The sequence below is a fragment of the Rhodococcus aetherivorans genome, from assembly GCF_025722975.1.
Lineage (GTDB): Bacteria > Actinomycetota > Actinomycetes > Mycobacteriales > Mycobacteriaceae > Rhodococcus > Rhodococcus aetherivorans.
Genome location: NZ_CP106982.1, coordinates 3,573,750 through 3,586,019, shown reverse-complemented (window position 1 = coordinate 3,586,019; position 12,270 = coordinate 3,573,750). Strand labels below are relative to the sequence as shown.

Sequence of the window (12,270 nt, the reverse complement as noted above, 5' to 3'; positions counted from 1 at the left end):
TCAGACGATGACTGCAACATTGGCGGAGCCCATGTCGGAAGTGGTGGAGGCGGCCGAAAAGCTGCTGACCCGGCGCACCGGCGCACCCGTGACCTTGGCCGATCCGGTGGATCTCGGCGGCAGTGGCCGCTCGGTGGTTCTGCGCGTGCGGGTCGCGGCGAACCCGTTCTCCCTGCCGCGCACCCTGGTGCTCAAGCAGGTGCCCCCGCGCGCCGAACGGCGGGTGGGCTTCCGTGGCGCCGCCACCGACGACGAGGTCGCGTTCCTGCGCGAGGCGGTGTCCTACCAGTTCGCCACCGCCCTGGCCAAGGACGACCGGCCGGGCGCCGAACTGCTGGCCTACGACTTCGAGTCGCGGCTGCTGGTGCTCAGCGACCTCGGCGACGCCACCCCGATCGCCACGCTGCTGCGCAGCGACGACACCGACACCGTCACCAACACCCTCATGGCGTTCGCCCAGGCCCTCGGCCGGATGCATGCCGCGACCGTCGGGCGCGAGGAGGATTTCGCCGCCCTGCTGCGCCGTGCCGAGGTGGCGCACTTCGCCGACGCCGTCGTCGAGCAGGCCACCGGCGCGCTGCGCGTCGTGCCCGACCGCTTCGCCACCGAGTTCGGCCTCGAGGTGCCGCAGAGCGTGATCGACCGCGCCGAGCGGGCCGCGAAGCTGTTCACCGCCGGCCGGTTCCGGGCCTTCAGCCCCTCGGACCTGTGCCCGGACAACATCGTCGTCGGCGACGAGGGCGTGCAGTTCCTCGACTACGAGTGGGGCGGCTTCCGCGACGCCACCCTCGACATCGCCTACGCCCTGACCTCCTTCCCGGCGTGCCTGTGCAAGGCGCCGCTCACGCTCGAGCGGGCCCGCGCGATGGCCGACGCGTGGCGGGCCGAGGTGGTGGGCATGTGGCCCTCGCTCGGCTTCGACGAGGTGCTCGCCGAGCGGCTGCTCGACGCGCAGCTCGCGTGGGTGTGGCTGAGCACCTATCTGTTCGTCCCCGAGGACCATGCCCGCATCGCGGCGGTGCGGGACCACCACCTGTCCGTGCCGTGGTCCGACGCGCTGCGCAGCCGCTGGTCGCTGCTCGCCGACTACGCCGCCGACACCGGACACGACGACGTCGCCGGGCATGCCCGAGACGTCCTCGAACGTCTCGAGCAGCGCGTCGGCGACTGACCGCGCTACGCCCGGGCCGTCACGCGCGGTATGCCCGGCCCGCCTACGGCGCGGTACGTGCGCAGATGGCCTCGACGAACCGGCCCACCTCCGACTCGGGCAGATGCGTGGCCAGGTCGGCCTCGCTGATCATGCCGATCAGCCGATGCTCCTCGACCACCGGCAGCCTGCGGATGCGGTGTTCCTCCATCATCGTCAGGACCCGGTCGATGTCCGCGTCCGCGTCGACCACGTAGGGCTTGCCCTGGGCGAGCTCACCGGCCGTCATGGAACTCGGGTCGCCGCCCGCGGCGACGCACTCGAGCACGATGTCGCGGTCGGTGATGATGCCGTGGAGCCGGTCGTCGTCGCCGCAGATCGGCAACGCGCCGATGTCCAGTTCCCGCATCCGCTGGGCCGCGGTCTCGAGGGTGTCGTGTTCGCCGATGCAGACCGCGTCGCGGTGCATGATGTCGCGTGCAGTGGTCATCACTGCCTCCTCCGTTGAAAACGGTTACTGCACTTCCATTGTCACGCGCGACGGCGACCGGCGGAAGGGCTGCGGAGGCATCGGGCTCACCCGGCGAAGGCGTGCGTTGCCGCGCGGCCGTCCCAGCCGCCCGCCGGCCCGGCCAGCCCGAACAGCGCCGCGACCGTCGGGGCGACGTCGAGGGTGCGCACGGGGTCGGCGACGGTGAGGCCGCGGCGGATACTCGCATGCCCGCCGGCGACGAAGAACGGGATCTCGACGGTCGCGGCGTGACCGTGATTGCCCGGAATCGGATTCGACAACGGGCTCGGATCGGAGAACCGCCACCCCGCGTCGCACAACGCCACCAGATCACCCGCGGCGGCGCCGAGACCCAGATCCGCACCCGCGTACAGTGCGGCCACGCCCGGGACGGCGGCGGCGACCTCCCGCATCCGCGCCACCGCGTCCACCCGGGCCGCCGGATCGCCGACCCAGTACAGCAGGTTCGCACCGCCGTTCTGGGCGGTGCGCACCGATCCGGCGAGCAGCGGGTCGGCGCCGAGCACGTCGACGAGGCCGATCAGCTGGTCCGGCGCCGACCAGTCCATCCCGTGGTCGGCCAGCACGATCAGCACCGACCGTTCCCACCGTCCCGTCGCGCGCAGGAACTCCACGAACCGGGCCACCTGCTCGTCCGCCGAGCGCAGCGCCGCGGTACGCGCGAGCCGCAGCGACGCGCCGAGCACGTCCAGGTGCCCGACGCGGTCCACGTCGCCGAGGTTGGTGAACGTGAACCGCGGCGACCGCTCCTCCACCACGGAGATCAGCGCGTCGACCGTGAAGCGGTCCGGCGCGTGTTCGGTGAGCGGCAGCAGCGGCACCGGATCCCACGCCACCGACGCGCGGCCGCCGAACAGGCCGTGCAGGTACCGCTTGGACAGCACGCTCGCGGTCGTCAGCCCCAGCTCGCGGGGCAGCCGGTCGAGCACCGTCCCGGCGCGCAGGTCGGTCGGCCGGTCGAGGTCCCGGGTGCGGCCGAGCACCGGGTCGAAGATCGAGTTGGCGGGCACGCCGGAGCGGTGCGGCAGCACACCGGTCATCATCGCCGCGTGGTTCGGCAGCGTCTCGGCCACCGAGATCGCCCGGGCCGCGGTGTACCGGGTGCCGGCGTCGGCGAGCGCGAGCAGATGCGGCGTGAGACCCGGCGCGAGCTCGTCCGGGCGCATCCCGTCGACGACGAGGACGTGCACGTCCGCGTCCGGGAGCAGCGCCGACGGCGTCGCCGCCCGGGCCGGAGCCGTGCCGATCAGGGCCGGAGCCGTGCCGATCAGGGCCGCGCCGGCCAGCACGGCCGTGCCGGCGAGCATCGTGCGCCGATCGATCGCTCCGGCGGGTGGCGTCACGGCCGGGCCTGCCGGCCGTGCGCACCCGGATCGAGCGCGGCCGCCGGCTCCAGCCGTGGCGTGCCGGCGGCGACCCGCCGGCTCGTGCCGTACCGCACGCCGGTGCCCGGGTCGGTCGGATCGAGCACGTACAGCCAGTCCATCTGCACCGCGTCGGGTGTCACGTCGAGGACACCGAAGCCGTGCGAGTCCAGTTCGACGTACCGGATGTGGTGGTTCGTCGCCAGCACCGCCGCCTCGATCGACGGGGTGACGGTGCGGGGCGCGACGCCCAGCATCTCGTCGATGTTCGCCGAGGTCACCGACGGCACCACCAGTTCGGTGGCCACGGTGCCCGCGCCGGGGTAGTTCGCGGCGTCGACGGGGATGTCGGCGGCCCACGACGAGTGGATGTCGCCGGTGAGGAACACCACGTCGCGGCCGGAGGCACGAATCGCGTCGAGCAGCCGTCGCCGGTCGGCGGGATAGCCGTCCCACTGGTCGACGTTGAACGGTGCCCCCGCCGCGGGGAGCCCCGCGACGGCGGTCAGCGCCGCCGTGGTCCGCTCGTCCAGGGGCGGCAGCAGCACCGGGGCGATCATCACCGGGTTCCCGATGAGCTGCCATCGCGTGCCCGAACTCGTCACGCCCGCGGTCAGCCACGCCATCTGCTCCGCGCCGGTGATGGTGCGCGCCGGGTCGTCGATGCGGCGCCCGTGCACCTGCTCGGTGCGATAGCTGCGCAGATCCAGCATCGACAGCTCGGCCAGGTCCCCGAACTGCAGCCGCCGGTACAGCCGGGGCGCGTCGGCGGTGCCGCCCGGCCGGAGGGGCTGCCACTCCAGGTAGGCCTGCAGGGCCGCGGCCCGTCGCTCCGCCCAGGCTCCCTCGACGGCGGGGTCGTGGTTCTGGGCGCCGCCGGACCACGCGTCGTTGGCGCTCTCGTGGTCGTCCCACACCACGATCCACGGCAGCAGCGCGTGCAGCCGCTGCAGATCGGGATCGCTCTTGTACTGGCCGTGCCGGATCCGGTAGTCGGCGAGGGTGACGATTTCGTGCCGTGGGTCGTGCGGGCGCACCACCCGGTTGCCGCCGGAGGCGTATTCGCCCGTGCCGTACTCGTACAGGTAGTCGCCGAGGTGCACGACGGCGTCGAGGTCCGGGCGCGCCGCCAGGTGCCGGTAGACGCCGAAGAACCCGGCCTCCCAGTTCGAGCACGACACCACCGCGAACCGTAGCCGGTTCAGCTCGGCCCCCGGCCCGGGCGCGGTGCGGGTCCGGCCGACCGGGGAGGCCGCGTCTCCGGCGGTGAAGCGGTAGAAGTAGGCGGTGTCCGGCTCGAGGCCCGTCGCATCGACCTTGACCGTGTGGTCGGACGCGGGGGACGTCGTCACGGACCCCGAGGCCACCACGTCGCGGAGGTCGCCGTCGGTGGCGATCTCCCAGCGGACCGTCGTCGCGGCGCCGAGGCCGGAACCGGGCACGGCGTCCGGGGCGGGCGTGATGCGGGTCCACAGGATCACCCGGTCGGGTAGGGGATCGCCGGAGGCCACGCCGTGCGCGAACACGACGCTCTCCGCCGCGGCGGGGGAGACGGAGACGGCCGCCAGGGCCGCGGCGCCGAGGGCGACGCCGCCCGCGCGCAGCGCGGTCCGTCGCGACACGACACGGGTTTCGGTGGGAGGCACCGGACGATCAGACCAGCGTCCCCCGCGATGAGCAAGTACCGCGACGGAATGTCCCGAACGTTCACGGCCGGTTCACGCGCCGTCGGCCCGACCCGCCGTCGGGCCGGGACGGTAGCGTCGTGGGGTGAGCACCTTCTTCGGAGCGGAGGAACCAGCCGGACCGGACGCCCTGTTCGAGACCCCCCGCCCGACCGAGCCCGACCCCGCACCCGTACCACCGGCGTCGCGCCCGTCCCGCGGTGCCGGACCGAACGCGCCGCTCGCCGCGCGGATGCGCCCGGCCGACCTGAGCGAAGTCGTCGGCCAGCAGCACCTGCTCGCCCCCGGTGCGCCGCTGCGCCGCCTCGTCGAGGGCTCCGGCGCCGCGTCCGTCGTGCTCTACGGCCCGCCGGGGACCGGCAAGACCACCCTGGCCTCCCTCATCTCCGGTGCCACCGGCCGCCGCTTCGAGGCGCTGTCCGCGCTGTCGGCCGGCGTCAAGGACGTGCGGGCCGTGATCGACCTGGCCCGTCGCCGCCTGGGCGCCGGTGAACAGACCGTGCTCTTCATCGACGAGGTGCACCGCTTCTCCAAGACCCAGCAGGACGCGCTGCTCGCCGCGGTGGAGAACCGGATCGTGCTGCTCGTGGCGGCCACCACCGAGAATCCGTCGTTCTCCGTCGTCGCCCCGCTGCTGTCCCGCTCGCTGGTGCTGCAGCTGCAGCCGCTGGGCCCGGACGACATCCGGGCCCTGCTCGAGCGGGCCCGCACCGACGAACGCGGTCTCGGCGGCGGTGTGGAGATCACCGACGACGCGCTCGACCACCTGGTGCGCCTCGCGGGCGGAGACGCACGTCGCGCGCTGACCGCGCTCGAGGCGGCGGCCGAGACCGCGCTCGACCGCGGCGGTACGGGCGCGACGATCGACCTGCCGACCGTCGAGTCGAGCATCGACAAGGCCGCGGTGCGCTACGACCGCGACGGCGACCAGCACTACGACGTCGCGAGCGCGTTCATCAAGTCGCTGCGCGGCTCCGACGTCGACGCGGCGCTGCACTATCTCGCGCGGATGATCGTGGCGGGGGAGGACCCGCGGTTCATCGCGCGGCGGCTGATGATCCAGGCCAGCGAGGAGGTCGGCATGGCCGATCCCACCGCGCTGCAGACCGCGACGGCGGCCGCGCAGGTCGTGCAGCTCGTCGGCATGCCCGAGGCGCAGCTCGCCCTGGCGCAGGCCACCATCCACATCGCGACCGCGCCCAAGTCGGGTGCGGTGACCGCCGCGCTCGGCGCCGCGATCGCCGACGTCAAGGCCGGCCGGTCCGGGTCGGTGCCGGCGCATCTGCGCGACGGTCACTACGCCGGCGCCCAGAAGCTCGGTAACGCCGTCGGCTACCGCTACCCGCACGACCACCCCGACGGCGTGCTGGCGCAGCAGTACGCGCCGGACGAACTCGTCGGCGTCGACTACTACACCCCGACCGGCCACGGCGCCGAGCGCGAGCTGGCGCAGCGGGTGCCCAAGCTGCGACGGATCGTGCGCGGCGAACGGTAGGGCACCGCGTGCGCCGCAGGTCGCGCGGCAGGCGCCGAGCGAATGAACCATGCCGTCGGACTACGGAGGTGAACGATACATTCGCTCGCCCCCCCGGCGGGGGACGGAGCGGCGCGGGTGGCGAGAACGGCCACCGTCGCCCGCGCGATAAGCTGAACGATGGCCGATTCGCCGTGCCCGCGCGGGTTCGGCAGCCCACACCGTCAGACAAAGAGGACCATCGACGTGCAGACCCACGAGATCCGCAGGCGCTTTCTCGACCACTTCGTGAAGGCCGGCCACACCGAGGTGCCCAGCGCGTCGCTGATCCTCGCCGACCCGAACCTGCTGTTCGTCAACGCCGGCATGGTCCCGTTCGTGCCCTACTTCCTCGGCCAGCAGACCCCGCCGTTCAGCACCGCGACATCGGTGCAGAAGTGCGTGCGCACCCTCGACATCGAGGAGGTGGGCATCACCACCCGGCACAACACGTTCTTCCAGATGGCGGGCAACTTCTCGTTCGGCGACTACTTCAAGGAAGAGGCGATAGGCCATGCGTGGTCGCTGCTGACCAGCCCCGTCGAGGACGGCGGCTACGGCATCGATCCCGAGAAGCTCTGGGCGACGGTGTATCTGGACGACGACGAGGCGTACTCGATCTGGCACGACAAGATCGGTGTCCCCGCCGAGCGCATCCAGCGTCGCGGCATGAAGGACAACTACTGGTCCATGGGCATCCCCGGCCCGTGTGGCCCCTGCTCGGAGATCTTCTACGACCGCGGCCCCGAGTACGGCGCCCCGGGCGGTCCGGAGGCCGACGAGGACCGCTACATCGAGATCTGGAATCTCGTGTTCATGCAGAACGAGCGCGGTGAGGGCGGCGCCAAGGAGGGCTACCCGATCCTCGGGCCGCTGCCGAAGAAGAACATCGACACCGGCATGGGCGTCGAGCGCGTCGCGTTCCTGCTCCAGGGCGTCGAGAACGTCTACGAGACCGACCTGCTGCGCCCGGTCATCGACAAGGCCGCCGAGCTGACCGGCAGTGTCTACGGCGCCGACCACGCCTCCGACGTGCGGTTCCGCGTCATCGCCGACCACGCCCGCACCGCCGCGATGCTCATCGTCGACGGCGTCAACCCCGGCAACGACGGTCGTGGCTACGTGCTGCGCCGCCTGCTGCGCCGGATCGTGCGCTCGGCCCGGCTGCTCGGCGCCGACACGCCGACGATGGCCGAGTTCATGGCCGTCGTGCGCGACACCATGAGCCCGTCCTACCCGGAACTGGCCACGGACTACTCGCGCATCGAGACCGTCGCCGTCGGCGAGGAGACCGCGTTCCTCAAGACCCTGGGCACCGGCAGCAAGCTGTTCGAGGGTGCGGTCGAGACCGCGAAGGCGCAGGGCAGGTCCGTCCTCGGCGGCACCGAGGCCTTCACCTTGCACGACACCTACGGGTTCCCCATCGATCTGACGCTGGAGATGGCCTCCGAGGCGGGCCTGACCGTCGACGAGGACGGGTTCCGTTCCCTCATGGCCGAGCAGCGCCAGCGCGCGAAGGACGACGCCCGCGCCCGCAAGCACGCCCACGCCGACCTGACCGTCTACAAGGAGCTGCTCGACCGCGGCCCCACCGAGTTCACCGGCTTCACCGAGCTGGTGACCGAGGCGACGGTGCTGGCCGTCATCACCGGCGGCGAGCGGCTGCACGCGGCGCAGGCCGGCCAGGACGTCGAGCTGATCCTCGACCGCAGCCCCCTCTACGCCGAGTCCGGCGGCCAGATCGCCGACGTCGGCACCATCACCGCCGGCGGCCTGCGCATCAAGGTCAACGACGTCCAGAAGATCGCCAAGCAGCTGTGGGTGCACAAGGTGACCGTGCTCGAGGGACAGGTCACCGAGGGCGACGCCGTGCTCGTGCAGGTCGACCCGTCCTGGCGCAAGGGCGCCACCCAGGGCCACTCGGGTACCCACCTGGTCCACGCCGCGCTGCGTGAGGTCCTCGGCCCCAACGCCGTGCAGGCCGGCTCGCTGAACAAGCCGGGCTACCTGCGGTTCGACTTCTCCTGGCCCGGCGCGCTCAGCGAGCAGCAGAAGACCGACATCGAGGCCGTCACCAACGAGGCCGTCGCCGCGAACTACCCGGTGAACACCTTCGTCACGGACCTGGACAAGGCCAAGAAGATGGGCGCGATGGCGCTCTTCGGCGAGAACTACGGCGACGAGGTCCGCGTCGTGGAGATCGGCGGCCCGTTCTCGATGGAGCTGTGCGGCGGCACCCACGTCGAGCACTCCTCCCACGTCGGCACCGTCACCCTGCTCGGCGAGCAGTCCGTCGGTTCGGGCGTGCGCCGCGTCGAGGCGTACGTCGGCCTGGACTCGTACCGGCACCTGGCCAAGGAGCGGGCGCTGCTCGCGGGTCTCTCCTCGACGCTGAAGGTGCCCTCCGAGGAGGTGCCCGCACGGGTCGAATCCCTGATCGAGCGGCTGAAGGTGGCCGAGAAGGAGCTCGAACGCACCCGCGCCGCCGCGGTGCTCGCCTCGGCCGGCACCTTCGCCGAGAAGGCGCAGCGCACCGGGGATCTTCTCGTCGTCGCCGAGACCGCCCCCGAGGGCGTGGCCGGGAACGACCTGCGCAGCCTCGCCTCCGACGTCCGCGGCCGGCTCGGCAGCGAGCCCGCCGTGGTGCTGCTGCTCGGTTCCGCCGACGGCAAGGTGCCGTTCGTCGTCGCCACCACCAAGGCGGCCCAGGCGAGGGGCATCAAGGCCGGCGACCTGGTGTCGAGCTTCGGGCCCGCCATCGGTGGCCGCGGCGGCGGCAAGCCCGACATGGCGCAGGGATCCGGATCCGATCCGGCCGGGATCCCTGCGGCGCTGACCGCGTTCCGGGCCCGGCTGAGCGAGCTGGCCGGCTGATCGTGGCCGACTTCGCCGGTCCCGACCGTCCGGGCGTCGACGACCCCGGCCGCGGCCGCCGCATCGGCATCGATGTCGGAAGTGTCCGAATCGGGGTCGCCTCGTCCGACCCTGACGGCATCCTGGCCACTCCGGTCGAGACCGTGCCCCGCTCGAAGGAACGCGGGTCCGACGCGCCGGATATCCGGCGCATTGTGGACATCGTCACGGAGTACGAGGCCGTGGAGGTTATCGTCGGACTGCCGCAGACCCTGCGCGGGGAGCCCGGCAAGGCCGCGAAACTGGCCCGTGATTTCGCGGGGCGGCTGCGCCGGCGCCTGACCGGGATCCCTGTGCGGATGGCCGACGAACGATTCACGACGGTCACTGCGGCGCGGGCGCTCCGCGAGAGCGGAGTCAGCGCGCGCGGTGCGCGGCCGGTGATCGACCAGGCCGCCGCCGTCGCCATCTTGCAGGGTTGGTTGGACGAGCGGAGTGCAGTTGTGAACGTGGCCGAGGACGGCAAGCCGGGGAGCGGGCAGTGAGCCGGCACGGGCGGCCGGACGACGAGTCCACCGGGGCGGACCCCGACTTCCCCGGGGGGCGCTCCGGCTTCGGACCCGCGCAGCAGGACGAGTGGTACCGGCCGCGGCACGGTTCTCCGGGGCCCGACGTCCCGGAGCCGCCGGCCCCGGCCGGGGACGGCTACCGATACGAGCACCCACCGCATCCGGCCGCCGGACATCCCTTCGACGACGCGCCGACCACCGAGCACGTCTACCGGCTCGACGACTACGCCCCCGGCGCCCCGTCGCAGCCCGACCCCCGCCACGACCGGCAGGACCTCGATCCCCACGGCCGGACTCCCACCGACGGCCCGGGCCACGACACCTTCGAGGCCCGGGCCTACGAGACGCAGGGCTACGAGCCCCGGGACTACGACCCCCGCGACCACGACGGGTACGACCCCGAGCCGGGGGCCTACCGGTACGACGACTACGAGCAGCGGCCGGCCTACGACGAGGCGGGCTACGACCAGTTCGGCTACGCCGCGGTGGACGACGACCCCCGCGGATACGCCGAGACGCCGGCCGCAGGGCGGGACTGGACCGACTCCGCCGACCGCGCCGCCCCCGAAACCGTCGGGGTGTCCCCGGCCCGCCGGGCCCACGCCCGCTCGGCCCGGGCCCGCCGCACCCGCGGCCGGATCGTCGGGATCCTCGCCGTCGCGGCCGTGCTGGTCCTGCTCCTCGGCGGCGGATTCTTCGCCTACCAGAAATTCACCGGCCCGGACCTGCCGCCCGACTACACCGGTGCGGGCGGTCCCGCCGTCGTGGTGCAGGTGCACCCGGGCGACACCGCCGAGCAGATCGGCGCCGCCTTCAAGGAGGCGGACATCGTCGCCAGCTCCGATGCCTTCTACAACGCCGCCGTCCAGGACCCCGGCATGAACTCGCTGCAGCCGGGCTTCTACTCGATCGCCAGCCGGCTTCCCGCCCGCGAGGCCGTCGCCGCCCTGGTCGACCCCGCGAACCGGGTGGGGGCGGTGGTGATCTCCGAGGGCCGGCAGTTGCACGACATCCGCGACGTCAACACCGGCGCGGTGCGCAAGGGCATCTACACCCTCATCGCGGAGGCCAGCTGCCTCGACCGCGACGGGCAGCGCACCTGCCTGACGTACGAGGAGCTCGACGCGGCCGGCGCGAGCACCGACCTCGCCGCGCTCGGCGTGCCGGAATGGGCGCGGGGCGCGGTCGCGAACGTGCCCGACCGCAACCGTCAGCTCGAGGGGCTCATCGCGGCGGGCCGCTGGGACTTCGACCCCAGTGCCGGGGCCGCCGAGATCCTGCGGTACCTCGTCTCCACCAGCGCGCAGCGCTACGACGAGACCGGCATCACCCAGGCCGCGGCGAAGGTCGGGCTGACCCCGTACGAGATGCTCGTCGCCGCGTCCCTCGTGGAACGCGAGGCGCTGCCGGACGACTTCGCGAAGGTCGCGCGGGTGATTCTCAACCGCCTGAAGATCGGGCAGCCGCTGCAGTTCGACTCGACGGTCAACTATGCCCTCGACGAAACCGAGCTGGCGACCACCGACGCCGACCGGGCGCAGGTCACCCCCTGGAACACGTACGCGAGCCCCGGACTGCCCGCCACGCCGATCTCGTCGCCGAGCATCGAGGCGCTGCAGGCCGTGGAGAACCCGGAGGCGGGGGACTGGACGTACTTCGTGACCATCGACGCCCAGGGCACGACCCTGTTCACCAACAGCTACGACGAACACCTGACGAATACGCAGCAGGCTCTGGAAAGCGGAATCCTCGACAGTGGCAGATGACATCGTGACCGGCGGCCGCAAGGCCGCGGTCCTCGGCAGCCCCATCGCGCATTCGAAGTCCCCGCTGTTGCACCTGGCGGCCTACCGGGCGCTGGGGCTGACGGACTGGACGTACGAGCGCATCGAATGCACCGGCGAGCAGCTGCCGGCGCTGGTGGCCGGGCTCGGCCCCGAGTGGGTCGGGGTGTCGGTGACGATGCCCGGCAAGTTCGCGGCGCTCGAGTTCGCCACCGAGCGTACCGACCGGGCGGTGCTGATCGGCTCGGCCAACACCCTGGTGCGGACCGCGGACGGCTGGCGGGCCGACTGTACCGACGTCGACGGCGTCACCGGCGCGCTGCGCGCCGCCGGCGTCGGGGATCTGACCGGCGCCTCGGCGGTGGTGGTCGGGGCCGGGGGGACGGCGCGCCCGGCCCTCGTGGGGCTCGCCGAGCTCGGGGTCACGTCGGTGACCGTCGTCGCCCGCAGCGAGCTCCGGGCCGCCGAGACGTTCGACTGTGCCGAGGCGGTGGGCATGAAGCCGCGCTGGCTGCCGTTCGACGCCCCGGAACTCGGGGAGGTGTGCGCGTCCGCGGGCGCGCTGGTGAGCACCGTGCCGGCGGCGGCGGCCGCGCCCTACGCGCAGCAGCTCGGCCGCGCGCCGTTCGTCCTCGACGCGATCTACGACCCGTGGCCCACGCCGCTCGCCGAGGCCGCCGCGGCGCACGGCTCGGTCGTCGTGGGTGGCCTGCAGATGCTGCTGCACCAGGCGTTCGGCCAGGTCGAGCAGTTCACCGGCCGGCCGGCCCCGCGGGAGGCGATGGCGGTGGCCGTCGCCGGCTGAACCACCGGTAGGTGC

General features: G+C 72.8%; 9 protein-coding genes. 6 read left to right on the top strand and 3 right to left on the bottom strand.

Going from position 1 to position 12,270, the window contains the following annotated elements; genetic code table 11:
• Positions 1–31 precede the first annotated feature (31 nt).
• Positions 32–1,171, top strand: coding sequence for a kinase (locus tag OCS65_RS16115; protein WP_080688626.1), 1,140 nt, complete (start codon positions 32–34; stop codon positions 1,169–1,171).
• Between the two features lie 43 nt (positions 1,172–1,214).
• Here OCS65_RS16115 and OCS65_RS16110 read toward each other — a convergent pair whose 3' ends face one another.
• The 3 genes from OCS65_RS16110 to OCS65_RS16100 form a co-directional block, all read right to left on the bottom strand.
• Positions 1,215–1,640, bottom strand: coding sequence for a CBS domain-containing protein (locus OCS65_RS16110; protein WP_029543569.1), 426 nt, complete (start codon positions 1,638–1,640; stop codon positions 1,215–1,217).
• An 86-nt stretch (positions 1,641–1,726) separates the two neighbouring features.
• Positions 1,727–3,025 (bottom strand): alkaline phosphatase family protein, encoded by a 1,299-nt coding sequence (locus OCS65_RS16105; RefSeq protein WP_029543571.1) that lies wholly within the window; start codon positions 3,023–3,025, stop codon positions 1,727–1,729.
• The gene (locus OCS65_RS16100) at positions 3,022–4,668 is read right to left on the bottom strand and encodes an alkaline phosphatase D family protein (RefSeq protein WP_231772915.1); all 1,647 of its coding nucleotides are present in this window, start codon (positions 4,666–4,668) and stop codon (positions 3,022–3,024) included. The genes OCS65_RS16105 and OCS65_RS16100 overlap by 4 nt, the downstream gene beginning before the upstream one ends.
• 148 nt (positions 4,669–4,816) lie before the next feature.
• On the opposite strand from OCS65_RS16100, the gene OCS65_RS16095 reads away from it, so the two are divergent.
• From OCS65_RS16095 to OCS65_RS16075, 5 genes are all read left to right on the top strand, one after another.
• Positions 4,817–6,226, top strand: a complete 1,410-nt coding sequence (locus tag OCS65_RS16095) for a replication-associated recombination protein A (protein ID WP_168579617.1) — start codon at positions 4,817–4,819, stop codon at positions 6,224–6,226.
• A gap of 225 nt (positions 6,227–6,451) precedes the next feature.
• Positions 6,452–9,118 (top strand): alanine--tRNA ligase, encoded by a 2,667-nt coding sequence (gene alaS, locus OCS65_RS16090; protein WP_006947016.1) that lies wholly within the window; start codon positions 6,452–6,454, stop codon positions 9,116–9,118.
• On the top strand, positions 9,118–9,642 hold the full coding sequence (gene ruvX / locus OCS65_RS16085) for a Holliday junction resolvase RuvX (RefSeq protein ID WP_170914086.1): 525 nt from the start codon (positions 9,118–9,120) through the stop codon (positions 9,640–9,642). Before alaS ends, ruvX begins: the two co-directional genes overlap by 1 nt.
• Complete coding sequence (gene mltG / locus OCS65_RS16080) at positions 9,639–11,432, top strand: endolytic transglycosylase MltG (RefSeq protein ID WP_263507281.1); 1,794 nt, start codon at positions 9,639–9,641, stop codon at positions 11,430–11,432. The genes ruvX and mltG overlap by 4 nt, the downstream gene beginning before the upstream one ends.
• The gene (locus tag OCS65_RS16075) at positions 11,422–12,255 is read left to right on the top strand and encodes a shikimate dehydrogenase (protein ID WP_006947012.1); all 834 of its coding nucleotides are present in this window, start codon (positions 11,422–11,424) and stop codon (positions 12,253–12,255) included. The genes mltG and OCS65_RS16075 overlap by 11 nt, the downstream gene beginning before the upstream one ends.
• Positions 12,256–12,270: the final 15 nt, after the last annotated feature.